At 70.4% G+C, this 22,512-nt stretch carries 22 protein-coding genes; 12 read left to right on the plus strand and 10 right to left on the minus strand.

Annotated elements, in window-relative coordinates:
* Window positions 1-199: 199 nt before the first annotated feature.
* From ACFVHO_RS34495 to ACFVHO_RS34515, 5 genes are all read right to left on the minus strand, one after another.
* Window positions 200-1,342, minus strand: coding sequence for a DUF475 domain-containing protein (locus ACFVHO_RS34495; RefSeq protein ID WP_385723578.1), 1,143 nt, complete (start codon window positions 1,340-1,342; stop codon window positions 200-202).
* A gap of 145 nt (window positions 1,343-1,487) precedes the next feature.
* Window positions 1,488-2,063: a TerD family protein gene (locus tag ACFVHO_RS34500; protein WP_030358526.1), complete on the minus strand. Its 576-nt coding sequence runs from the start codon at window positions 2,061-2,063 to the stop codon at window positions 1,488-1,490.
* A 146-nt stretch (window positions 2,064-2,209) separates the two neighbouring features.
* Window positions 2,210-2,785 (minus strand): TerD family protein, encoded by a 576-nt coding sequence (locus tag ACFVHO_RS34505; RefSeq protein WP_385723581.1) that lies wholly within the window; start codon window positions 2,783-2,785, stop codon window positions 2,210-2,212.
* 115 nt (window positions 2,786-2,900) lie between these two features.
* Complete coding sequence (locus tag ACFVHO_RS34510) at window positions 2,901-3,359, minus strand: peroxiredoxin (RefSeq protein WP_385723584.1); 459 nt, start codon at window positions 3,357-3,359, stop codon at window positions 2,901-2,903.
* A 301-nt stretch (window positions 3,360-3,660) separates the two neighbouring features.
* Window positions 3,661-4,092, minus strand: a complete 432-nt coding sequence (locus tag ACFVHO_RS34515; RefSeq protein ID WP_385723587.1) for a DUF3052 domain-containing protein — start codon at window positions 4,090-4,092, stop codon at window positions 3,661-3,663.
* A gap of 430 nt (window positions 4,093-4,522) precedes the next feature.
* On the opposite strand from ACFVHO_RS34515, the gene aceE reads away from it, so the two are divergent.
* Both aceE and ACFVHO_RS34525 read left to right on the plus strand, forming a co-directional pair.
* The gene (gene aceE, locus ACFVHO_RS34520) at window positions 4,523-7,270 is read left to right on the plus strand and encodes a pyruvate dehydrogenase (acetyl-transferring), homodimeric type (protein ID WP_385723590.1); all 2,748 of its coding nucleotides are present in this window, start codon (window positions 4,523-4,525) and stop codon (window positions 7,268-7,270) included.
* Between the two features lie 100 nt (window positions 7,271-7,370).
* Window positions 7,371-8,180: a potassium channel family protein gene (locus ACFVHO_RS34525; protein WP_385723593.1), complete on the plus strand. Its 810-nt coding sequence runs from the start codon at window positions 7,371-7,373 to the stop codon at window positions 8,178-8,180.
* Here the strand turns inward: ACFVHO_RS34525 and ACFVHO_RS34530 are convergent.
* Both ACFVHO_RS34530 and ACFVHO_RS34535 read right to left on the minus strand, forming a co-directional pair.
* The gene (locus ACFVHO_RS34530) at window positions 8,161-8,574 is read right to left on the minus strand and encodes a peptidase inhibitor family I36 protein (protein WP_385723595.1); all 414 of its coding nucleotides are present in this window, start codon (window positions 8,572-8,574) and stop codon (window positions 8,161-8,163) included. The genes ACFVHO_RS34525 and ACFVHO_RS34530 overlap by 20 nt on opposite strands.
* A gap of 185 nt (window positions 8,575-8,759) precedes the next feature.
* Window positions 8,760-10,253 carry an MFS transporter gene (locus ACFVHO_RS34535; protein ID WP_385723633.1) on the minus strand — a complete coding sequence of 498 codons (1,494 nt, stop codon included), beginning with the start codon at window positions 10,251-10,253 and terminating at the stop codon, window positions 8,760-8,762.
* A 282-nt stretch (window positions 10,254-10,535) separates the two neighbouring features.
* On the opposite strand from ACFVHO_RS34535, the gene ACFVHO_RS34540 reads away from it, so the two are divergent.
* From ACFVHO_RS34540 to ACFVHO_RS34550, 3 genes are all read left to right on the plus strand, one after another.
* Window positions 10,536-11,168, plus strand: coding sequence for a TetR/AcrR family transcriptional regulator (locus tag ACFVHO_RS34540; protein WP_385723598.1), 633 nt, complete (start codon window positions 10,536-10,538; stop codon window positions 11,166-11,168).
* Window positions 11,169-11,414: 246 nt separating this feature from the next.
* Window positions 11,415-12,626 (plus strand): alpha/beta hydrolase, encoded by a 1,212-nt coding sequence (locus ACFVHO_RS34545; RefSeq protein WP_385723601.1) that lies wholly within the window; start codon window positions 11,415-11,417, stop codon window positions 12,624-12,626.
* 66 nt (window positions 12,627-12,692) lie between these two features.
* Window positions 12,693-13,568, plus strand: coding sequence for a DUF4429 domain-containing protein (locus ACFVHO_RS34550; RefSeq protein WP_385723635.1), 876 nt, complete (start codon window positions 12,693-12,695; stop codon window positions 13,566-13,568).
* 131 nt (window positions 13,569-13,699) lie between these two features.
* Here the strand turns inward: ACFVHO_RS34550 and ACFVHO_RS34555 are convergent, their stop codons facing one another.
* Window positions 13,700-14,641 carry an aldo/keto reductase gene (locus ACFVHO_RS34555; protein WP_385723637.1) on the minus strand — a complete coding sequence of 314 codons (942 nt, stop codon included), beginning with the start codon at window positions 14,639-14,641 and terminating at the stop codon, window positions 13,700-13,702.
* A 122-nt stretch (window positions 14,642-14,763) separates the two neighbouring features.
* Window positions 14,764-15,219, minus strand: coding sequence for a MerR family transcriptional regulator (locus tag ACFVHO_RS34560; protein ID WP_385723604.1), 456 nt, complete (start codon window positions 15,217-15,219; stop codon window positions 14,764-14,766).
* Window positions 15,220-15,333: 114 nt separating this feature from the next.
* Between ACFVHO_RS34560 and ACFVHO_RS34565 the strand changes: the two genes are divergently transcribed.
* Together ACFVHO_RS34565 and ACFVHO_RS34570 are read left to right on the plus strand one after the other, a co-directional pair.
* Window positions 15,334-15,831, plus strand: coding sequence for a GNAT family N-acetyltransferase (locus ACFVHO_RS34565; RefSeq protein ID WP_385723607.1), 498 nt, complete (start codon window positions 15,334-15,336; stop codon window positions 15,829-15,831).
* Window positions 15,832-15,841: 10 nt separating this feature from the next.
* Entirely contained in the window at window positions 15,842-16,657 is an 816-nt protein-coding gene (locus tag ACFVHO_RS34570; RefSeq protein WP_385723610.1) for a serine hydrolase domain-containing protein, read from the plus strand.
* Window positions 16,658-16,794: 137 nt separating this feature from the next.
* Here the strand turns inward: ACFVHO_RS34570 and ACFVHO_RS34575 are convergent, their stop codons facing one another.
* Entirely contained in the window at window positions 16,795-17,451 is a 657-nt protein-coding gene (locus ACFVHO_RS34575) for a pirin family protein (protein WP_385723613.1), read from the minus strand.
* Between the two features lie 58 nt (window positions 17,452-17,509).
* On the opposite strand from ACFVHO_RS34575, the gene ACFVHO_RS34580 reads away from it, so the two are divergent.
* The 5 genes from ACFVHO_RS34580 to fabF all read left to right on the plus strand — a co-directional run bounded on the left by ACFVHO_RS34580 (window position 17,510) and on the right by fabF (window position 22,462).
* Entirely contained in the window at window positions 17,510-18,736 is a 1,227-nt protein-coding gene (locus ACFVHO_RS34580; RefSeq protein ID WP_385723615.1) for a PucR family transcriptional regulator, read from the plus strand.
* An 89-nt stretch (window positions 18,737-18,825) separates the two neighbouring features.
* On the plus strand, window positions 18,826-19,737 hold the full coding sequence (locus ACFVHO_RS34585; RefSeq protein WP_385723640.1) for an ACP S-malonyltransferase: 912 nt from the start codon (window positions 18,826-18,828) through the stop codon (window positions 19,735-19,737).
* 22 nt (window positions 19,738-19,759) lie between these two features.
* On the plus strand, window positions 19,760-20,761 hold the full coding sequence (locus tag ACFVHO_RS34590; RefSeq protein WP_385723618.1) for a ketoacyl-ACP synthase III: 1,002 nt from the start codon (window positions 19,760-19,762) through the stop codon (window positions 20,759-20,761).
* 72 nt (window positions 20,762-20,833) lie between these two features.
* The gene (locus ACFVHO_RS34595; RefSeq protein ID WP_030358543.1) at window positions 20,834-21,082 is read left to right on the plus strand and encodes an acyl carrier protein; all 249 of its coding nucleotides are present in this window, start codon (window positions 20,834-20,836) and stop codon (window positions 21,080-21,082) included.
* Between the two features lie 117 nt (window positions 21,083-21,199).
* A complete protein-coding gene (gene fabF / locus ACFVHO_RS34600) occupies window positions 21,200-22,462 on the plus strand; it encodes a beta-ketoacyl-ACP synthase II (RefSeq protein ID WP_385723621.1) in 1,263 nt (420 codons plus the stop codon).
* Window positions 22,463-22,512 lie beyond the last annotated feature (50 nt).

Genomic DNA, 22,512 nt, shown 5'->3' on the forward strand with positions numbered 1-22,512 from the left:
CGCGCTGCTGTCCGTACGTCTCGGGACGGTCCCCCGGGCCACGCCTCAACTACCGCCCCGCACAAGAGCGTTCCTCACCGAGGCGGGCCCCACACGTCCGGATCCCGAAGTCGGCTCACCGTACGTCACCCCGGGTACGCCGATGGCGGCGCCCCCGGTCGGGGACGCCGCCATCGCGGTGTTCGGGGCGGCGGGACCGCTACACGCCGGACGAGACCTCTGCCTTCTCGTCCGAGCCGGAGCCCTCCTCGGCCGCGAGCCGCTTGTTGCGGCGCACGGACGACCAGAACGAGGCACCGATGAGGATCACGCCGATGGAGCCGGTGATGAGCTCGGGGATCTCGTACTGGATGGTGATGAGCAGGATCGCGGCGAGGGCGCCGATGGCGTAGTGCGCGCCGTGCTCCAGGTAGACGTAGTCGTCGAGGGTGCCCTGGCGGACCAGGTAGACGGTGAGCGACCGGACGTACATCGCGCCGATGCCGAGGCCGAGCGCCATCAGGACGATGTCGTTGGTGACCGCGAAGGCACCGATGACGCCGTCGAAGGAGAACGACGCGTCCAGGACCTCCAGGTAGAGGAACATGAAGAACGCGGCCTTGCCGGAGAGCTGGATCACGGAGACCTGCTTGCCCTTGGCCTTGGCCTCTTCCTCGGCCTCGTGCTCGCGCTCCTCCTCTTCCTCCAGCTTGTCCTCGAAGTAGCTGGAGAGTCCGCCCACGATGAGATACGTGATGAGACCCGCGACGCCCGAGATCAGGACGGTCTCAGCCTTGTCGGCGTGAGTGCCGCCGTGCTGGTGCGCGTGCTTGGCGAAGGTCATCGCGGAGACGAGCAGGACGATGAGCGCGATGCACACCGACAGCATGTCGACCTTGCCGAGCTTGGCCAGCGGGCGCTCGAGCCAGCCGAGCCACTTGATGTCCCGGTCCTCGAAGACGAAGTCGAGGAAGATCATCAGCAGGAACATGCCACCGAACGCCGCGATCGACGGGTGCGCGTCGGTGACCAGCTGCTGGTACTGGTCCTTGTCGTTGAGCGCGAGCTTGACGGCTTCGATCGGGCCCATGCTCGCGCTGACGGCGACGATCACGACCGGGAAGACGAGGCGCATGCCGAAGACGGCGATGAGGATGCCGATGGTGAGGAAGATCTTCTGCCAGAAGGCATTCATCTTCTTCAGGATTCCGGCGTTGACCACCGCGTTGTCGAAAGACAGCGAGATCTCGAGGATGGACAGGATCGCCACGATCCCGAACGCCGTCCACCCCCCAAAGAGCACCGCTGCGACCAGGCCGAGCGCAGTAACTGCGAACGACCAGCCGAAGGTTTTCAGAACCACTGGCTACCCAATCGTGTGTGTACGGGTCTCCCCCGCGCCGTCCCCGGATCCGGCTTCGCGAAGCCTTCACCGGGGGGTGCCCCCGGACTCCTCAGTCGGCTGCCGGGTGGACCGTCAGCCGTTTGGGGAACCCGGGGAGAGTCCTTTAGGAAACATTGACTCCGAAGTCTAGAGCGATGCCCCGCAGGCCGGACGCGTACCCCTGCCCGACGGCGCGGAACTTCCACTCGCCGCCGTATCGATACACCTCTCCGAAGATCATCGCGGTCTCCGTGGAGGCGTCCTCACTGAGGTCGTAGCGGGCGAGCTCCTGGCCGTCCGCCTGGTTCACCACGCGGATGAACGCGTTGCTGACCTGACCGAATGTCTGCCCCCGGTTGTCCGCATCATGGATGGAGACCGGGAAGACGATCTTGTCGCAGTGGGCCGGGACCTTGGTGAGGTCGAGGATCAGCGACTCGTCGTCGCCGTCGCCCTCGCCGGTGAGGTTGTCCCCGGTGTGCTCGACGGAGCCGTCGGGGCTCGTCAGGTTGTTGTAGAACACGAACCACTCGTCGCCCAGGACCCGGCCCGACTGGCACAGCAGCGCGCTGGCGTCCAGGTCGAACGGGGCTCCGGTGGTGGAGCGAGCGTCCCAGCCGAGGCCGACCATCACCTTCGTGAGATCGGGTGCGGCCTTGGACAGGGAGACATTGCCTCCCTTGGCGAGCGTGACGCCCATGATGCTGGTCCTCCCCGAGGTGCTGCCTGTGGCTGCCGCGTGCCCCGGCGCGAGAGCCGGGGCACGGCGGCCGTGCGATGCCGAGCACGTCCGGCGCCGCACCTGTCGTGTGCGGCGCCGGACTGCTCGGCTGGATACTGCTCGGCTCAGACGTTGACGCCGAAGTCCTGCGCGATGCCGCGCAGACCCGAGGCATACCCCTGGCCGACGGCGCGGAACTTCCACTCCGCGCCGTGGCGGTACAGCTCGCCGAAGACCATGGCCGTCTCCGTGGAGGCGTCCTCGGAGAGGTCGTAGCGGGCGAGCTCAGCGCCGCCCGCCTGGTTCACGACGCGAATGAACGCGTTGCGGACCTGGCCGAACGACTGCTGGCGGTTCTCGGCGTCGTAGATCGAGACCGGGAAGACGATCTTCTCGATGTCGGCCGGCACCGCGGAGAGGTCGACCTTGATCGCCTCGTCGTCGCCCTCGCCCTCACCGGTGGTGTTGTCACCGGTGTGCTCGACCGAGCCGTCGGGGCTCTTCAGGTTGTTGAAGAACACGAAGTTGGCGTCACTGCTGACCTTGCCCTCCGCGTTCGTCAGGATGGCGCTGGCGTCCAGGTCGAAGTCCGTGCCGGTGGTGGTACGGACGTCCCAGCCGAGGCCGACCAGAACTGCGGTCAGGCCCGGCGCCTCCTTGCTCAGCGATACGTTGCCGCCCTTGCTGAGGCTGACTCCCACGATTCCTCCCAAATAGTGTCCAGGGGCGGGGAGCCCCAGTCGTGCTTGCCATCGGATCAACGTGTGGATCCTAGTGACCGGTTCCCGGTGGCCACAGGCTTCCACACGGGTGTTCTCAGAGGTTCTGGAGCGCCTTCACGTAATCGTTCAGGTCCCGTGCGTCGGGCAGGCCGTTGACCACGGTCCAGCGCACCACGCCGTCCTTGTCGATGATGAAGGTGCCGCGCACCGCGCAGCCCTTGTCCGCGTCGAAGACGCCGTACGCCCGCGAGGTCTCGCCGTGCGGCCAGAAGTCCGACAGGAGGGGGTATTCCAGGCCCTCCTGCTCGGCGAAGACCCGCAGGGTGTGGATGGAGTCGTTGGACACGGCGAGCAGCTGGGTGTCGTCGTTGACGAACTTCGGCAGCTCGTCGCGCAGGGCGCAGAGCTCGCCCGTGCACACCCCGGTGAACGCGAACGGGTAGAAGAGCAGGACCACGTTCTTCTGTCCCCGGAAGTCCGCGAGCCGCACCGTGCGCCCGTGGTTGTCCTTGAGCACGAATTCCGGAGCCTTGACGCCGACCTCGATCGCCACGAGGAGCCACTTCCCTTCGCCTGGGCCATTGGGGTGCCCCCCAGCGTACGGGTGGCCGCCAGGCCCTCGCGGGGCGCCCCAGGGGGCTGCGCCCCCTGGACCCCCCTGATCGGCTCTCCGCGCCTCGTCCTCAATCGCCGGACGGGCTGGAAGGGTGGGTGGGGGGACAGCCCCTCCGGCGTTTGAGGAGCGGGGTCTGGGGCGGAGCCCCAGGAAGGGCGGGCGGGTGGGAAAACAAGTGAGGCCCCCGACGGACGAACCGTCGGGGGCCTCACGGGGGCTACAGAGGGCCTACGGCCAGCTACCGCTTCTTGGCAGCCGCCTTCGGCGTGAGCAGCCGCGTGCCGCTCCAGTCCTTGCCCGCGTTGATGCTCTTGGTCTGGGACAGACCCGCGGTGGTTGCGGCCTCACCGATGTCGCTGGGCTCGACGTACCCCTCCCGCCCAGTCTTCGGTGTCAGGAGGAGGATCGAACCGCCTTCCTCCATGTACGCGATGGCATCGACCAGCGCATCGGTCAGGTCCCCGTCGTCCTCTCGGAACCAGAGCACCACGGCATCAGCCACGTCGTCGTATTCCTCGTCGACGAGTTCTGTGCCGGTGGCCTGCTCGATGGCCTCGCGGAGCTCCTGATCGGCGTCGTCGTCGTAGCCGATCTCCTGGACCACCATGTCGGGCTGGAACCCCAGCCTTACGGCAAGGTTCGTCTCCGCGTGGTCCGCGGTCGCGCTCACGGATTGCCTCCTGATCTTGTTCTTGGGAATGCCTTCGGCCCCGCGCGTACGTGGGGCATTGGCCGTAGTCCACACGGGCGGGACGGATCGCGCAAGTACCCAGCCGTCAAGACCGCCGAAACGGTGACGTTCCCGACCGTGTCACCGCAACTGTGGCCGCATCCGGAAGGGGCCGGACGGCTCCTCGGAGCCGTTGGGCGGGATGGGCGTATCGTTGCGATTTGGTCGAGCCTACCCCAGGGACGGCGGCCGTCGTCCCGGTTACCTGGAGGTAGAGATGACGTGGACCGCGCCGGGGTAGACGATGGTGAGCGTCGTACGTATGAGCCCAGAGAGTCCAGAGCAGAGCCCGGCCAGGGCCGGAGCAGAGACCAAGTCCGAGCACGAACCGAAACGCGCTCACCGCGCGACAACACAGCGAAGGAACAGCGTGGCTTCCGGATCCGATCGCAACCCGATCATCATTGGCGGCCTTCCCAGCCAGGTCCCGGATTTCGATCCAGAAGAGACCCAGGAATGGCTCGACTCCCTTGACGCCGCCGTCGACGAGCGCGGCCGTGAGCGGGCCCGCTATCTGATGCTCCGCCTGATCGAGCGCGCCCGCGAGAAGCGCGTCGCCGTGCCCGAGATGCGCAGCACGGACTACGTCAACACGATCGCCACCAAGGACGAGCCGTTCTTCCCCGGGAACGAGGAGATCGAGCGCAAGGTCCTGAACGCGACCCGCTGGAACGCGGCCGTGATGGTGTCCCGCGCCCAGCGCCCCGGCATCGGGGTCGGCGGTCACATCGCCACCTTCGCCTCCTCGGCGTCGCTGTACGACGTGGGGTTCAACCACTTCTTCCGCGGCAAGGACGAGGGCGACGGCGGCGACCAGATCTTCTTCCAGGGGCACGCCTCCCCCGGTATCTATGCCCGCGCCTTCCTCCTCGACCGGCTCTCCGAGCAGCAGCTCGACGCGTTCCGGCAGGAGAAGTCGAAGGCGCCGTACGGCCTTTCGTCGTATCCGCACCCCCGGCTGATGCCGGACTTCTGGGAGTTCCCGACGGTCTCCATGGGCCTCGGCCCGCTGGGCGCGATCTTCCAGGCGCGGATGAACCGCTACATGGCGGCGCGCGACATCGCCGACACCTCCAAGTCGCACGTCTGGGCGTTCCTCGGCGACGGTGAGATGGACGAGCCCGAATCGCTCGGGCAGTTGTCCATCGCCGCCCGTGAGGGGCTCGACAACCTCACCTTCGTCGTCAACTGCAATCTGCAGCGCCTGGACGGCCCGGTGCGTGGCAACGGCAAGATCATCCAGGAGCTGGAGTCGCAGTTCCGCGGCGCCGGATGGAACGTCATCAAGCTGGTGTGGGACCGCAGTTGGGACCCGCTGCTCGCGCAGGACCGGGACGGCATCCTGGTCAACAAGCTGAACACCACGCCCGACGGCCAGTTCCAGACGTACGCCACCGAGACCGGTGCCTACATCCGCGACCACTTCTTCGGCGACGACCAGCGGCTGCGGGCCATGGTCGAGGGCATGACCGACGACCAGATCCTGCACCTGGGCCGCGGCGGTCACGACCACAAGAAGATCTTCGCGGCGTTCGCGGCGGCCAAGGCCCACAAGGGCCAGCCGACGGTGATCCTGGCCCAGACCGTCAAGGGCTGGACGCTCGGCCCGAACTTCGAGGGCCGCAACGCGACCCACCAGATGAAGAAGCTGACGGTCGACGACCTCAAGGGCTTCCGCGACCGGCTGCACCTGCCGATCACGGACAAGCAGCTGGAGGACGGCGCGCCGCCGTACTACCACCCGGGGCGGAACTCGGAAGAGATCCAGTACATGCACGACCGCCGCAAGGGCCTCGGCGGCTATGTCCCGACCCGTGTGGTGCGCTCCGAGCCTCTGCGCCTGCCCGAGGACAAGACGTACGCATCCGTGAAGAAGGGTTCCGGGCAGCAGTCCATCGCCACCACCATGGCGTTTGTGCGGCTCTTGAAGGACCTCATGCGGGACAAGGAGATCGGCAAGCGTTTCGTGCTGATCGCGCCCGATGAGTACCGCACCTTCGGCATGGACTCCTTCTTCCCGAGTGCGAAGATCTACAACCCGCTCGGCCAGCAGTACGAGGCCGTGGACCGGGATCTGCTGCTCGCCTACAAGGAGTCCCCGACCGGGCAGATGCTGCACGACGGCATCTCCGAGGCGGGCTGCACGGCGTCCCTGATCGCCGCGGGCTCGGCCTACGCCACCCACGGCGAACCGCTGATCCCCGTGTACGTCTTCTACTCGATGTTCGGGTTCCAGCGCACCGGCGACCAGTTCTGGCAGATGGCCGACCAGCTCGCACGCGGATTCGTCCTGGGCGCGACCGCAGGACGTACGACCCTGACCGGTGAGGGCCTTCAGCACGCGGACGGGCACTCGCAGCTGCTCGCCTCGACCAACCCGGGCTGCGTCGCCTACGACCCGGCCTTCGGCTTCGAGATCGCGCACATCGTCCAGGACGGCCTGCGCCGGATGTACGGCTCGTCGGCGGACCACCCGCACGGCGAGGACGTCTTCTACTACCTGACGGTCTACAACGAGCCGATCCAGCACCCGGCCGAGCCCGAGGACGTGGACGTCGAGGGCATCCTCAAGGGCATCCACCGCTTCAAGGCGGGCGAGCAGGGGGCGATCCCGGCGCAGATCCTCGCCTCCGGCGTCGCGGTGCCGTGGGCCGTCGAGGCCCAGCGGATCCTCGCCGCCGAGTGGAACGTCAGGGCGGACGTCTGGTCGGCGACCTCCTGGAACGAGCTGCGCCGTGAGGCCGTCGAGGCGGAGCGGCACAATCTGCTGCACCCCGAGGAGGAGCAGCGCGTCCCCTATGTGACGCGGAAGCTCACCGGCGCCGAGGGGCCGTTCGTGGCCGTCTCCGACTGGATGCGGTCCGTGCCCGACCAGATCTCGCGCTGGGTGCCGGGCACCTACCAGTCGCTCGGCGCGGACGGCTTCGGCTTCGCGGACACGCGCGGTGCCGCCCGCCGCTTCTTCCACATCGACGCCCAGTCGATCGTGGTCGGCGTGCTCACCGAGCTGGCCCGTGAGGGCAAGGTCGACCGCTCCGTCCTGAAGCAGGCGATCGACCGCTATCAGCTCCTGGACGTCGCGGCGGCCGACCCGGGCGCCGCCGGGGGCGACGCCTGACGGCCGGCACAACCGGCACGACTGGTACATAAACACCTCATCAGTGCGAAGGGCGGTGGGCACCGGGCCCGCCGCCCTTCGGGCTTTCTACGATGCGGTCATGAAGGAACAGTCGGCACAGGTCCGTTGGGAGCGCCGGACGCAGCGTCCGCTGCTCGCGCTCGCCGTGGCCTTCGCGGTCGCCTACGCCGTGCCCATAGTCAGGCCCGAGGCGGGTGAGTCCGTGACGAGCGCGTGCACCGCGGTGGAGTGGTCCGTGTGGGGCGCGTTCGCCGTCGACTACCTGGTGCGGCTCGCGCTGGCCGAGCGCCGTGCCCGGTTCGTGCGCACGCACTGGCTCGACCTGTGTGCGGTGATCCTGCCGATGATCCAGCCGCTGCGGCTGCTGCGGCTCGTCTCCACCCTCCTGCTGGTCGGACGGCGGGCCCGGATGGCGTCGCAGATCAAGCTGACGACGTATGTCGTGGGCGCCGTGGTCGGTCTTCTGATGTTCGGCTCGCTGGCCGTGCTCTCGGTGGAGCGGGAGTCGCCGGACGGCAACATCAAGACGCTGGGCGACGCCGTGTGGTGGTCCTTCACCACGATGACCACCGTGGGCTACGGCGACCACGCGCCGACGACCGGGCTCGGCCGGGTGCTCGCGGTCGGCCTGATGCTGTCGGGCATCGCGCTGCTCGGTGTCGTCACCGCCAACATCGCGGCGTGGTTCATCGCCCGGTTCGAGAAGGACGACGCCGAGGAGCGCCGTCAGACCGCCGCGATCGAGGCCCTGACCGCGGAGGTCATCGCCCTGCGCGCGCAGGTCAGCACCCTGACCGGGGTGTCCGCGAAGACCACCGTGCCCCGCCAGGCCGCGGCCGACGGCTCCGTCGGCGAGGCGGGACCGCCGCTCAGCTCTCCCAGATCTTGAACGCCCGCACCTTGTAGGGCGACTCCGGGGCCCAGGTGCCGTTGCCCGGATAGGTGTTGAACTCCCCCGTCTCGGCGCACTCCGCCGACTGGTACGTCGTGACGGGCCGGCCGGTGCGGTTGGCGATGGCCTGCGCGCTGCCCCCCTCCGGCAGCGCGACACAGCTCTCGATGTCCGTACCGGCCAGCTCGTACGTGTGCCGCTGGCCCTTGAAGCCCGCCTTCTCCCAGAGGCAGAGCTCCCCGGGGCCGCAGCCGCCGAGCCGTGGTGGCCCGGCGGCCCCGGCGTGTGCGGGCGTCAGGACCACGGCGGCCAGGGCGGCCGTGGTCAGCGCCAGGACGGCCGTGGCTCCGGCCGCGGCGGCGGGCAGGGTGGTTCGCGTGGTCGTACGCATGTGCTTCAACCCCCGTGTCGTATCGCTCACTTGTCGCCACTCTCGACCGTGGGACACGGGGCCGGAAAGGGGTTTCCGTACCGCTCACCCTGATAGGCGAAAGCCCCCGGAGCCGCCCCGGACGCCCTTCCCCGAGGCGGCTTTCCTGGGCCTCGGGGTTGCCCTTAGGGACCCGCCCCGCGTCCCTAGATGTGCGCGGCCCCGGCGCCCGCCTCCGCGTTCGCCCCGCGCTTCGTCAGGGTGGCCACCACCGCCGCGATCACGCCGACGACTCCGGCGACCGTGAAGGCCACGCCCATGCCCGACATGAACGTGTCGTGCACGACGTCCGTGATGGTGCCGAGTACGCCCTCGTCCACGCCGGGGGCCTGGCCGACCTTCTCCGGCACGGACCCGGTCGCGGCCGCCTTGTCGAGGCCGGGTGGCGGGCCACCGGGCAGCCCGGCGTCCTGCCAGTTGCCCTTGAGGTCGGAGTCGACGGTGTTGGACATCACGGCGCCGAGCACCGCGGTGCCGAGGCTGCCGCCGACCTGCATGCCGGCCTGCTGGAGGCCGCCCGCGACGCCGGAGAGCTCCAACGGGGCGTTGCCCACGATGACTTCGGTGGCGCCGACCATGACGGGGGCGAGGCCGAGGCCGAGGAGCGCGAACCAGAGGGACATCGGCAGCGTGCCGGTGCCCGTCGTCATCGTGGTCATGCCGAACATCGCGACCGCGGTGCACACCATGCCGCCCACCAGCGGCACGCGTGGCCCGAACCGGGTGATCAGCGCTCCGGCGAGCGGCGAGGAGACGATCATCATGGCCGTCAGCGGCAGCAGGTGCAGTCCGCTGTCGACGGGGCTCATGCCGTGCACGTTCTGCAGGTAGAAGGTGACGAAGAACAGGCCGCCCATGAAGGCGAAGGCCATCAGGACCATGAGGGCGGTGCCCGCGGACAGCGGCACCGAGCGGAACAGGCCGAGCGGGATCAGCGGCTCCGCGACCCGGTTCTCCCACCAGGCGAACAGCGCGAAGCACACGACGGAGGCGCCGAGGAACGCCCAGGTCTTCCCGCTGCCCCAGCCCCACGGGTCGCCCGCCTTGATGAGCGCCCAGATCAGGGCGAACATCGCGGCCGAGAGCAGCACGATGCCGGGGATGTCGAAGGAGCGCGGCGCGTTCTGTGCCCGGTGGTCCTTGAGGATCAGCACGCCGAGCACCAGCGCGAGCACGCCGACGGGCACGTTGATGAAGAACACGGACTGCCAGTTGACGTGTTCGACCAGGACGCCGCCGATGATGGGGCCGCCCGCGGTGGAGGCGCCGATGACCATGCCCCAGATGCCGATGGCCATGTTGAGCTGCGCGGCCGGGAACGTGGCCCGCAGCAGGCCGAGCGCGGCCGGCATCAGGAGCGCGCCGAACAGCCCTTGGAGCACGCGGAAGGCGATGACCAGGGAGACGCTGCCGGACACGCCGATGGCCCCGGAGGCGAGGGCGAAGCCGACCACGCCGATGAGGAAGGTCTGGCGGTGGCCGAAGCGGTCGCCGAGCTTTCCGGCGGTGATGAGGGCGACGGCGAGCGCGAGGAGATAGCCGTTGGTGATCCATTGGACGTCCGCGAGGGAGGCGCCGAGGTCCTTGGTGATCGCGGGGTTGGCGACGGCGACGATCGTGCCGTCCAGGGCGACCATCATCACGCCGATCGCGACGGAGAACAGCGTGAGCCACGGATGGCCGCGCAGGCCGCGCGGGGCGTCAAGTCCGCTGCCGGGAGCGGTGGTCGGGACGGGATCCGGTGTCTCGTCCGCCTTGTCGACGGTGGTCTGACTGGTCATGCGCCGAGGTTAATGTCAGCCACTGACAGTTGACAGCGCATGGCATAAGTCGGTCGCTGTCATTTAGCTCACAGGCACACCCTCGCAGGTATGGTGAGCTGGCCAAACGGGCGGAAACAGCGGGAGAGACGGGGTGCGGGCGTGACCGGTCCGGGCTTGCGCGAACGCAAGAAGCAGCGCACGCGTGACGCCCTGCTGCGCGCGGCGCTCGAACTGTTCACCACCAAGGGGTACGAGGAGACGACGGTCGACGAGATCGTCGAGGCCGTCGAGGTCTCCCAGCGCACCTTCTTCCGGCACTTCGCGGGCAAGCAGGAGGCCGCCTTCGCCATGCAGGGGATGGTGGAGGCGCGGTTCGTGCGGGCGCTGCGCGAACGCCCCGCCGACGAGGCCCCGTTCGCGGCGCTGCGCGGGGCGGTGCTCGGCTCCTGGGACGCGGTGGGCGAGTCCATCGAGGCCGTCGTGCCGGTCGAACTCCACATGCGCACCTACCGGATGATCGAGTCGACCCCCGCACTCCTCGCCGTCCATCTGCGCCGCTCCATCGAGGTGGAGGAGCAGGTGGCACAGCTGATCGCCGAACGCGAGGGCATCGACCTCGCCGTGGATCCGCGCCCGCGGGTGGCGGTCGCCGCGTTCAGCGGCGTCATGCGGGTCACCGGGCGGCTGTGGGGCGCGGGCGAGGACATCAGCGTCGACTCGATCCGCGCGATCACGGAGTCCTACCTGGACCACCTCGGCCCCGCGCTCTCCGCGGACTGGCGCACGGGCTGACGCACCCCGACGCCGAACGCGCCGAACACCCCGACGGGTGATTTCCCCACCGGCGCACCCACGTTGAGTGACCACGGCGCACTCCGCGTCACCGCGCGCCACGCATGCGCCTCGTACGCACCCTGCGCACAGAGCGTGACGAACACGCAAGAGAAGTGTCCGCTTCACCACAATTACCCCTCCAGAAACGTGATCTGCCTCACCCGGTGCACGGGAGGCTTCACGCTTCTCCTAGGGTGTCCCGCAGTGACTTCCTTCGACTCATCCCCCCAACTCGGCGTCTGGCGCGCACTGCTCGCGCTCACCGTGGTGTTCGTCATGCTCGCGACCACCGGCTGGACCGCGGTGCGCCAGAACAGAGGCGCGGGCTCACCGCTCGAAGCCACCCTGGCCGCCTGGGACCGTGGGCGCATCGACGGGCGCGACCTGCCCGACTCCGGCGCCCCCGCGGCCCGGATCGCGCAGTTCTTCGCCTCGCTCACCGCCCACCAGCGCACGCGCCTCGCCGCCCGCTACCCCCTCGCGGTCGGCAACCTGAACGGCGCCCCCGTGCAACTGCGTTACCGCGCGAACCGCGTCGCCCTGCAACAGGCACGCGCGATCGAGAAGAAGCGCGTCCACGACGACCGCCTCTCGCCCGTGGGCAAGCAGGAGGCGGAGCGCAGGATGAAGCGGTTCGGCGTGATGATGCGCCCCGAACGCCAGGTCCTCGCCTTCGACCCGATGGGGTCGGGGCGCATGGCCGAGGTCTATGGAGACCTCGACCGGGCCGGACGGGTGTCGGTCGTGGTGCCCGGAGTCGACACGAACGTCCTCACCTTCGAGCGCACCCAGCGCAAGTACGCGGCGCCCGTCGGCATGGCGCAGTCGCTGTACCGCGCGGAGCGCGCGGTCGACCCCCGCGCGCGTACCGCCGTGATCGCCTGGGCCGACTACACCGCGCCCGTCGGCCTCGGCGTGGACGCGGCCACCTCGATGCGCGCCAACGACGGGGCGGTCCGCCTCGACTCCCTGGTGAGCGCGCTGCCCGGCCGGGCCGCGGTGGCGCTGTACTGCCACAGCTACGGCTCCGTGGTGTGCGGGGTCGCGGCCGACCGGCTGCCGTCGCGGGTCACCGACATCGCGGTCGCGGGCAGCCCCGGCATGCGCGCCGACAGCGCCACGGGCCTCGGCAGCCGCGCGCGGATCTGGGCCGCACGGGACAGCGACGACTGGATCCAGGATGTGCCGCACATGGAAGTCGGCGGGCTCGGCCACGGCGCCGACCCCGTCTCCGCGGGCTTCGGCGCGCGCGTGGTGTCCGCCGACCGCGCCCGGGGCCACACGGGCTACTTCGAGCCGGGCACGGACAGCCTGCGCAACTTCGCCCAGATCGGGGTCGGCGCGTACGACAAGGTGCGCTGCGCCCATAAGTCCGTGGCCTGCCGGGAAGGTATGTCCGGTACGACAGCGGCCTGACGCGCGTAGAAATCGACGAAACAGCGGCCCGCCGCAGGAGAGACGGAGAAGCGCGTGCCGCATACGATGAGCCGCATGGGTGATGTACTGGCCGGATTTCACGCCGCCTGGGAGTTCGAGTCCGACTCCGTGCTCATCCGCTTCGAACGGGGGATCCGTACGCCGAAGCTGTTCCAGGCTCTCGGTGAGCGCCGCATCCCTCATGAGGCGATCGCGGGGGTCACGCTCACACCGGGCAAACGCGGGACGACCGTCCTGCATGCCGTCCCGAGACCGGGCGCCGATCCGCTCATGGAGGCGGCGGCAGGACAGCTCAAGGACGGCTCCGATCCTTACCGCCTGGTGCTCCCGGCAGAGCGCGAGACGCTCGCCGAGTACTACGCGGACGAACTGCGCGCCGCCCTCCCGGCGGACGACCCGGGCCCGGCGGACCGCCATCTGGTGGCCGTGCCCGAGGCGCCGCTGCAGTTCAAGGCGTACGACGGGAAGGCGTCCTTCGACGGCAAGACGGTGGCCTTCCGCTGGTTCTGGACGGGGGCCTCGTCGGCGAAGTGGAAGGCCGGTGACCAGAGTTTCCTGGTCACCGACCTGAGCGGGGTCGAGTGGCGTTCGCCGGAGGTCTTCGAGGGCCATCTGCGGCTGCTGCGCCGTGACGCGCAGCCCGCCCAGCCCGCACAGGCCGACCAGGATCCGGCGGCCGTCGTGTTCGGCCTCGGCTACGGCCCCGTGCACGAGTCGCTGCCGTTCGCCGCGGCTGTCCTCGCGGCCGTGCGGGCGTCGGGGCCCACGCCCGCCGTGATTCCCGCCGCCGCGCCGGCTGTTCGGCGTGACCCCGCCGACATCGCCGAGCGGATCCGGCACCTCGGGGAGCTGCACCAGGCGGGGCTGCTCACCGACGACGAGTTCACGGCGAAGAAGGCGGAGCTGCTCGCCGAGCTTTAGCTGGCCCCTGGGCCTTGGGGGGACTGCGCCGCAGGGGGCTCGTGCATGGGCCGTTCTGCGGCTGCGGGTGCGTTGTGGCTGGGCGCGCAGTTCCCCGCGCCCCTTACGGGGCGCCTCCTGCGGGTGCCCCGTTACTCTCGGCCCGCCGAGGAGAAGGACATGTCCGCGTAGCGGTCGCCGGACACCCGGGCCGCGATCGGGTCCAGGAGGGCCAGTTCGGCGGGGGTCAGGGTGATGCGGGTGGACGCCGTGTTCTCCTCCAGGCGGGTGCGCTTGCGGGTGCCGGGGATGGGGACCACCGGGAGGTCGTGGAGCTCGGCCCGCTGCTGCACCCAGGCCAGGGCGATCTGGGCCGAGGTCGCGTCGTGTGCGGCGGCGACCGTGCGGAGCGGGTCCAGGAGGGCCGCGTTGGCCTCGGCGTTGGCGCCGGTGAAGCGGGGCTGCTGGCGGCGGACGTCGCCCTCGGTCAGCTCCTTGTCGGCGCTCACGAAGGACCCGGTCAGGAAGCCCCGGCCGAGCGGCGAGTACGGGACGAGGGTCACGCCGAGCTCGGCGGCGGCCGGGACCACGGCGCGCTCGATGTCGCGGCTGAACAGCGACCACTCCGACTGCAGGGCCGCGATGGGGTGCACGGCGTGCGCGGCGCGCAGCTCGTCGCCGGTGACCTCGCTGAGCCCGAGGTGCTTGACCTTGCCGGCGGCGACCAGCTCGGCCATCACGCCGACCGTCTCCTCGATCGGCACCCTCGGGTCGCGGCGGTGCATGTAGTAGAGGTCGATGGCGTCCACGCCGAGGCGCTTCAGGCTGGCGTCGACACAGGCGCGGATGTACTCCGGCGCGTTGTTGATGATCCGCTTCGTGGGGTCGGCCGGGTCGATGGACAGGGCGAACTTCGTGGCGATGACGACCTCGTCGCGGTGCGCCGCGAAGAAGGGGGCGAGGAACTCCTCGTTCTCGCCGCGCGCGTACGCGTCGGCGGTGTCGTAGAGCGTGACGCCCAGGTCGAGTGCCCGCTCCAGGGTGGCCCGGGCCTCGTCGGCGTCCGTGGGGCCGTACGCGAAGCTCATGCCCATGCAGCCGAGGCCCTGGACGCCGACCTCGGGGCCTGCCGTGCCGAGCCGGGCGGTGGTGATCTTCACTGGGTGCTGCCTCCGCTGGGATTCAGGATGGGCCGGGGGTGCTGGGACCGCTCGGCTCAGGAGTAGATGTCGATCTTGTGGTCCAGGACGGCGAGCGTGCCCTGGAGTTCCGCGATCCGGGCCCGGACGTCCCTGCGGGTGCGCTCCAGGAGTTCCCGGCGCTGCTTGAAGGTCTGGTCGCCCTCGCGCACCAGCTCCGCGTAGCGCACCATGTCGGCGACCGGCATGCCGGTCAGGCGCAGCTTGCCGACGAGGGTCAGCCAGTCCAGATCGCGGTTGCGGTAGCGGCGCTGGCCCGTGTGGGAGCGGTCGATGTGCGGCATCAGACCGATCCGCTCGTACCAGCGCAGGGTGTGCGCGGTCAGGCCGGTCACCGCCACGACCTCGCTGATCGTGTAGTGGTCCTGCCCGTCGGGCCGCGGATGGGCGGGCGGGGGCGGGCAGATCTCGGGCGCTGCCGGGTCGTGGGTGGGGGCGGGTGTGGGTGCGGGGGTGGTCTCCATCACCGTCATGGCCCCCACGCTAGAACCTTGGAGCGCACTCCAAGCAAGAGCAATTCGAAAGATCGCCGGACCCGGCCACAATCCACGGGACGGCACCGGGGTGCGCTGGCTACCGTGCGGCCCATGAATCCTGTACGACGCGCCGCGGCGGCGGACGCCGAAGAAGTCATACGCCTGCGCCAGGTCATGATCGACTCCGTGTTCACCCTGGACGGCACCCTGCCCGCCACCTCCGTCACCGACTGGCACGCCGAGTCCATCCCCACCGTGCGCGCACGCCTCGCCGACCCCGACGGGGACTTCGCCGCGTTCGTCGTCGACCACCCGGAGCGGCCCGGCGCCCTCGCCGCGCTCGCCGTGGGCACCCTGGAGTACCGCATCGGGCGCGCGGGCAACCCGCACGGCGTCGCGGGCTACATCTTCAGCGTCGCCACCGACCCCGGCATGCGCCGCCGGGGCTTCTCGCGCGCCTGCGTGGAGGCGCTGCTCGACTGGTTCCGGGAGCGGGGCGCCGGGCAGGTCGACCTCACCGCGTCGCCCGACGCCGAGCCGCTGTACGCCTCGCTCGGGTTCGTCCGCAAGCCCGACCCCTACATGCAGCTGAAACTCAACGACGCTTAGGCTCGTACGCATGCAGAGCCTGGCGTTGATCGAGAACTGGCCGGTCCCGACCGCTGCCGCCGCCGTCGTCCGCGCGGACGGCACCGTCGCCGGGACGCGCGGGCCCACCGGGCAGCGGTTCGCCCTCGCCTCCGTCACCAAGCCCCTCGCGGCGTACGCGGCGCTCGTCGCGTACGAGGAGGGGGCGGTCGAGCTGGACGAGCCCGCCGGGCCCGAGGGGTCGACCGTGCGGCACCTGCTCGCGCACACCAGCGGGCTCGCCTTCGACGAGCACCAGGTGGCGGCGGCGCCGGGGACGCGGCGGCTGTACTCCAACGCCGGGTTCGAGGTGCTCGGCGACCACATCGCCAAGGCCACCGAGATCCCCTTCGCGGACTATCTGCGCCAGGCCGTCCTGGAGCCGCTCGGGATGTCCTCGACGTTCCTGGACGGCGGGGCCTCGCCCGCGAAGGACGGGGTGTCGACCGTGGACGACCTCGTGCGGTTCGCCGCCGAGGTGCAGCAGCCCCGGCTGCTCGACCCCCGGACCGTGGCCGAGGCCATGTCCGTGACCTACCCCGGGCTCAAGGGCGTGCTACCCGGGTACGGGCACCAGAACCCCAACGACTGGGGGCTCGGGTTCGAGATCCGGGACGGGAAGTCGCCGCACTGGACGGGGAGTTCCTCGTCGCCGCGGACCTTCGGGCACTTCGGGCAGGCGGGCACGTTCCTCTGGGTCGACCCGGACGCGGGGGCCGCCTGCGTGGCCCTGACGGACCGGGCGTTCGGGCCGTGGGCCGTGGAGGTCTGGCCGACGTTCACGGACGCGGTGCTGGCCGAACTTTAGGCGCGGGCGCGCCGCGGCTGAGGTACGGAGAGTGCGTTGCCCGGCGCCGCGGGTCCGCCCTGTGCCCACCCGTTCCGCCCTCTGGGCGGCCCAGCTGCCCACAGGGCGGAGGCGGCAGAGCGCTGCCCGGCGCAGTCCTACCCCATCTCCCACACCAGCAGCTCCGCCCGCCCGTCGTACGACACCACGTCGAGCCCCGCCTCCCCCGTCAGCCTGGCCGAGTCGCCCGGGCCCAGTTCCTCGTCCGCCAGGGCCACTTCGCCGTCGACCACGTGGACGTAGACCGCGGGGGCGTCGGGGAGGGCCGTGCGTTCGCCGGGGGCGAGGCGGCGGACGTGGAGGAGGGCGGAGGCGGCGGGGACGGCGTAGGGCGTGGAGTCGGCGATGCCGCGGACGATGTCGTAGGCCGGGGGGCCGCCGGGGTCCTTGGGGGTCAGCCACATCTGGAGGAAGGCCAGCGGCTCGGGGCCCGCGTTGCGCTCGACGTGCCGGACCCCCGCGCCCGCGCTGAGGTGCTGGACGTCGCCGCGACGGACGACGGACTCGTGCCCCGTGGAGTCGCGGTGGGTCAGCTCGCCCGCGACGACCCAGGTGACGATCTCGGTGTGGCTGTGCGGATGCTCGTCGAACCCGGCGCCGGGCGCGAGGTGTTCCTCGTTGCAGGCCAGGAGCGCGCCGAAGCGGAGGTTGTCGGGCTCGTAGTAGGGCCCGAAGGAGAAGGCGTGGAAGGAGTCGATCCCCGCCATGGGGTCGCCCCCGGGATACCGCTCACCGGAACGCCGTACTTCAATCACGCCTCCACCGTAGACCCGGCCCCGCACACCGCCGTCCCGATAAGGCAGTCTTGTCCCCGTGCCCGAACCCTCAGCGAACTCAGCCCACCAGGACGCCGGAGCGGACGCCCGGCGCGGCGGCCGCGCCCACGCGCACGCCGCGACCCTGAAGCGCCTGGAGAAGTCGTCCGGCAGCCTCGCGGCGCAGGCGATCGCGCGCATGGACGAGACGCTGTCCTGGTACCGGGCCATGCCACCGGAGAACCGCTCCTGGATCGGCCTGGTGGCCCAGGCCGGCATCGCCGCGTTCACCGAGTGGTTCCGGCACCCCGACGCCCCCCAGGCGATCTCGACGGACGTCTTCGGCACCGCGCCCCGCGAGCTGACCCGGGCGATCACGCTGCGCCAGACCGTGGAGATGGTGCGGACCACCATCGAGGTCATGGAGTCGGCGATCGACGAGGTCGCCGCGCCCGGCGACGAGTCGATCCTGCGCGAGGCGCTGCTCGTCTACGCCCGCGAGATCGCCTTCGCCACCGCGCAGGTGTACGCACAGGCCGCCGAGGCACGCGGTGCCTGGGACGCGCGCCTGGAGTCGCTCGTCGTGAACGCCGTGCTCTCCGGGGAGGCCGATGAGGGTGCCGTCTCCCGTGCCGCCGCCCTTGGCTGGAACTCGCCGGACCACGTGTGCGTGGTGCTCGGTACCGCCCCTGACGGTGACAGCGAGCTCACCGTGGAAGCCATCCGGCGGGCCGCCCGGCACGCCAAGCTCCAGGTCCTCACCGGCGTGCTCGGCACCCGTCTCGTCGTCATCGCGGGCGGCAACGACAACCCGCTGGCCGTGGCGAAGGCACTGATCGGTCCGTACGCGGCCGGGCCCGTGGTGGCCGGGCCCATCGTGCCGGACCTGCTCGCCGCCACCCGCTCCGCGCAGGCGGCCGCCGCGGGCCTGAAGGCGTGCGGCGCCTGGCAGGACGCGCCGCGCCCCGTCCTCGCGGACGATCTGCTGCCGGAACGGGCGATCGCGGGCGATCCGGCGGCACGCGAACAGCTGGTGGAGGAGATCTACAGACCGCTGGAGGAGGCCGGTTCGGCGCTCCTCGAGACCCTCAGCGTCTACCTGGAACAGGCGAGTAGCCTGGAGGGCGCCGCACGGATGCTCTTTGTGCATCCCAACACCGTGCGCTACCGGCTTCGACGTGTGACTGACGTCACCGGCTGGTCCCCCTCGGACGTACGCTCGGCGTTCACTCTGCGCATCGCGCTGATCCTGGGACGTCTCGCAGACGGTGATCCCCAGGCCTGAGTCTTTGTCGGGGCCCTACAATTCCCTCAGCGGTTCTTCGTCCCTGTCCCCACGGGCGGTTCGTACTGTCCACAAGAGAGAGTGTGAGTGTGCTCGTACTCGTCGCTCCCGGCCAAGGCGCTCAGACGCCCGGCTTCCTGACTCCCTGGCTCGACCTCCCCGGTGCCGCCGACCGGCTCGCCGCCTGGTCGGACGCCATCGGGCTCGACCTCGCCCACTACGGAACGCAGGCGGACGAGGACGCGATCCGTGACACCGCGGTGGCGCAGCCGCTGCTCGTGGCCGCCGGTCTGCTCTCCGCCGCGGCACTGGGTGACATCGCGCCCGGCGCCGTCGCCGGGCACAGCGTCGGCGAGATCACGGCCGCCGCGTACACGGGTGTGCTCACCGAGGACGACGCCCTGCGGTTCGTGCGCAAGCGCGGCCTGGCCATGGCCGACGCGGCCGCCGTGACGGAGACCGGCATGGCGGCGCTGCTCGGCGGCGCCCCCGAGGTCACCCTGCCGCACCTGGAGAAGCTCGGCCTGACCCCGGCGAACGTGAACGGCGCGGGCCAGATCGTGGCCGCGGGCACCGCCGAACAGATCGCCGCGCTCGCCGAGGACAAGCCGGAGGGCGTCCGCAAGGTCGTCCCCCTGAAGGTCGCGGGCGCGTTCCACACGCACCACATGGCACCCGCGGTCGCCGCGCTCGAGGCAGCCGCCAAGGACCTGGAGATCTCCGACCCGCGCCTGACGTACCTCTCGAACCGGGACGGCAAGCCCGTCGCGAGCGGCGCCGACGTGGTCTCCCGCCTGGTCGGCCAGGTCGCCAACCCGGTCCGCTGGGACCTGTGCATGGAGACCTTCCAGGAGCTCGGCGTGACGGCGCTGATCGAGGTGTGCCCCGGCGGCACCCTGACCGGTCTCGCCAAGCGCGCGCTCAAGGGTGTCAAGACGCTCGCTGTGAAGACCCCCGAAGACCTCGACGCGGCCCGCACGCTCGTCGCCGAGCATTCCTGAGCGAGACAAGGAGCCGTAGCGCATGTCGAAGATCAAGCCCAGCCAGGGCGCCCCGTACGCGCGGATCATGGGCGTCGGCGGCTACCGGCCCACGCGGGTCGTGCCGAACGAGGTCATCCTCGAGACGATCGACTCGTCCGACGAGTGGATCCGCTCCCGCTCCGGCATCCAGACCCGCCACTGGGCCTCCGACGAGGAGACCGTGGCCGCGATGTCCGTCGAGGCGGCGGGCAAGGCGATCGCCGACGCGGGCATCACGCCCGAGCAGATCGGCGCCGTGATCGTCTCCACCGTCTCGCACTTCAAGCAGACCCCGGCCATCGCCACCGAGATCGCGGACAAGCTCGGCACGGGCAAGCCCGCCGCGTTCGACATCTCCGCGGGCTGCGCCGGCTTCGGCTACGGCCTCACCCTCGCCAAGGGCATGGTCGTCGAGGGCTCCGCCGAGTACGTCCTCGTCATCGGCGTGGAGCGGCTGAGCGACCTCACCGACCTGCACGACCGGGCCACGGCGTTCCTGTTCGGCGACGGTGCCGGCGCGGTGGTCGTGGGCCCCGCCAAGGAGCCGCGGATCGGCCCGACGGTCTGGGGGTCGGAGGGCGACAAGTCCGACACGATCAAGCAGACCGAGTCGTGGGAGGCGTACCGAGACGGCGCCCCCGACAAGTTCCCTGCCATCACGCAGGAGGGCCAGGCGGTGTTCCGCTGGGCCGTGTTCGAGATGGCGAAGGTCGCCCAGCAGGCGCTGGACGCGGCCGGAATCACCGCGGACGACCTGGACGTCTTCATTCCGCATCAGGCCAACGAGCGGATCATCGACTCGATGGTGAAGACTCTGAAACTGCCGGAGCACGTCACGGTCGCCCGTGACGTGCGCACCACCGGCAACACCTCGGCCGCCTCGATCCCGCTCGCCATGGAGCGGCTTCTGGCGACCGGTGAGGCGAAGAGCGGCGACACGGCGCTCGTCATCGGCTTCGGGGCGGGTCTCGTGTACGCCGCGACGGTCGTTACCCTCCCCTAGGCACCCGCAGCGGATCTTCGGATCCACGCGGTTGCCGCCACACCCTCTGGATACATAAGAAGGAGCGCCAACATGGCCGCCACTGAGAAGGAGATCGTCGACGGTCTCGCGGAGATCGTCAACGAGATCGCCGGCATCCCGGTCGAGGACGTCCAGCTGGACAAGTCCTTCACCGACGACCTGGACGTCGACTCGCTGTCCATGGTCGAGGTCGTCGTCGCCGCCGAAGAGCGCTTCGACGTCAAGATCCCGGACGACGACGTCAAGAACCTCAAGACGGTCGGCGACGCGACCAAGTACATCCTCGAGCACCAGGCCTGACATCAGGTCCGAGCCTGACGACCGCAGGCTCGGACCGGCCGGGGCTCATGCCAGCCGCCACCCGGTGGTGGCGCCGCCGCATCCGCATCTGAACCAAATCGTGGAGAGAGAAATCCAGTGAACTCGACCAATCGCACCGTGGTCGTCACCGGTATCGGCGCAACCACACCGCTGGGTGGCGACGCGGCATCGACCTGGGAGGGTCTGCTCGCAGGCCGTTCCGGGATCAGCCTCATCGAGGAGGACTGGGCGGCCGAGCTGCCGGTCCGCATCGCGGGCCGCATCGCCGTCGAGCCGACGGAGACCATCCCGCGCCCGCAGGCCCGCAAGCTCGACCGCTCGGCGCAGTTCGCGCTTGTCGCGGCCGACGAGGCCTGGAAGGACGCGGGCTTCACCGCGAAGGCGGGCGAGGATGCCGCCGTCGACCCCGACCGGCTCGGCGCGGTCATCGCCTCCGGCATCGGCGGTGTGACGACCCTCCTCGACCAGTACGACGTGCTGAAGGAGAAGGGCGTACGCCGCGTCTCCCCGCACACGGTTCCCATGCTGATGCCCAACTCGCCCGCGGCGAACGTCGGCATCACCCTGAACGCCCGCGCCGGGGTGCACACCCCGGTCTCGGCCTGCGCGTCCGGCGCGGAGGCCATCGGCTACGCGATCGAGATGATCCGGACCGGCCGCGCCGACGTCGTCGTCGCCGGTGGCACGGAGGCGGCCATCCACCCGCTGCCGATCGCCGCGTTCGGCAACATGATGGCGATGTCGAAGAACAACGACGACCCGCAGGGCGCGTCCCGCCCCTACGACCGCGACCGCAACGGCTTCGTGCTCGGCGAGGGCGCGGGCGTGATCGTCCTGGAGTCCGAGGAGCACGCGCGGGCCCGCGGCGCGCGGATCTACGCGGAAGCCGTCGGCCAGGGCATCTCGGCCGACGCGCACCACATCACGCAGCCCGAGCCGTCCGGCAACGGCATCGCCGCCGCGCTGCAGAACCTGGTCGACAACACCGGCCTGAAGCCCGCCGAGATCGTGCACATCAACGCGCACGCCACCTCGACCCCGCAGGGCGACGTCGGTGAGATCAAGGCGCTGCGGCAGGCGTTCGGCGACGACGTCGACCACATGGCGATCGCCTCGACGAAGTCGATGACCGGTCACCTCCTGGGCGGCGCCGGTGGCGTGGAGACCGTCGCGACGGTCCTCGCGCTGTACCACCGGGTGGCCCCGCCCACGATCAACATCGACAACCTCGACCCCGAGGTCGACGCGGACATCATCCGCGGCGAGCCGCGCCCGCTGCCCGAGGGCACGATCGCGGCGCTGAACGACTCGTTCGGCTTCGGCGGCCACAACGTCGTCCTGGCGTTCCGTACGGTGTAACCACCGTCGGCAGCAGTCACGTCGAAGGCCCACCCGGTTCAACCGGGTGG

This window comes from Streptomyces sp. NPDC127108 (assembly GCF_042677545.1).
Lineage (GTDB): Bacteria > Actinomycetota > Actinomycetes > Streptomycetales > Streptomycetaceae > Streptomyces.

What these genes read in the sequence shown, in the direction of transcription:
- ACFVHO_RS34570 (WP_385723610.1), top strand. Translation starts at nt 15,842, where the DNA reads ATGCAGAGCCTGGCGTTGATCGAGAACTGGCCGGTCCCGACCGCTGCC.
- ACFVHO_RS34555 (WP_385723637.1), bottom strand. Translation starts at nt 14,641, where the DNA reads ATGGGCATGAGCTTCGCGTACGGCCCCACGGACGCCGACGAGGCCCGG.
- ACFVHO_RS34525 (WP_385723593.1), top strand. Translation starts at nt 7,371, where the DNA reads ATGAAGGAACAGTCGGCACAGGTCCGTTGGGAGCGCCGGACGCAGCGT.
- ACFVHO_RS34590 (WP_385723618.1), top strand. Translation starts at nt 19,760, where the DNA reads ATGTCGAAGATCAAGCCCAGCCAGGGCGCCCCGTACGCGCGGATCATG.
- ACFVHO_RS34595 (WP_030358543.1), top strand. Translation starts at nt 20,834, where the DNA reads ATGGCCGCCACTGAGAAGGAGATCGTCGACGGTCTCGCGGAGATCGTC.
- ACFVHO_RS34560 (WP_385723604.1), bottom strand. Translation starts at nt 15,219, where the DNA reads ATGACGGTGATGGAGACCACCCCCGCACCCACACCCGCCCCCACCCAC.
- ACFVHO_RS34535 (WP_385723633.1), bottom strand. Translation starts at nt 10,253, where the DNA reads ATGATGGTCGCCCTGGACGGCACGATCGTCGCCGTCGCCAACCCCGCG.
- ACFVHO_RS34565 (WP_385723607.1), top strand. Translation starts at nt 15,334, where the DNA reads ATGAATCCTGTACGACGCGCCGCGGCGGCGGACGCCGAAGAAGTCATA.
- ACFVHO_RS34500 (WP_030358526.1), bottom strand. Translation starts at nt 2,063, where the DNA reads ATGGGCGTCACGCTCGCCAAGGGAGGCAATGTCTCCCTGTCCAAGGCC.
- ACFVHO_RS34550 (WP_385723635.1), top strand. Translation starts at nt 12,693, where the DNA reads ATGAGCCGCATGGGTGATGTACTGGCCGGATTTCACGCCGCCTGGGAG.
- ACFVHO_RS34530 (WP_385723595.1), bottom strand. Translation starts at nt 8,574, where the DNA reads ATGCGTACGACCACGCGAACCACCCTGCCCGCCGCCGCGGCCGGAGCC.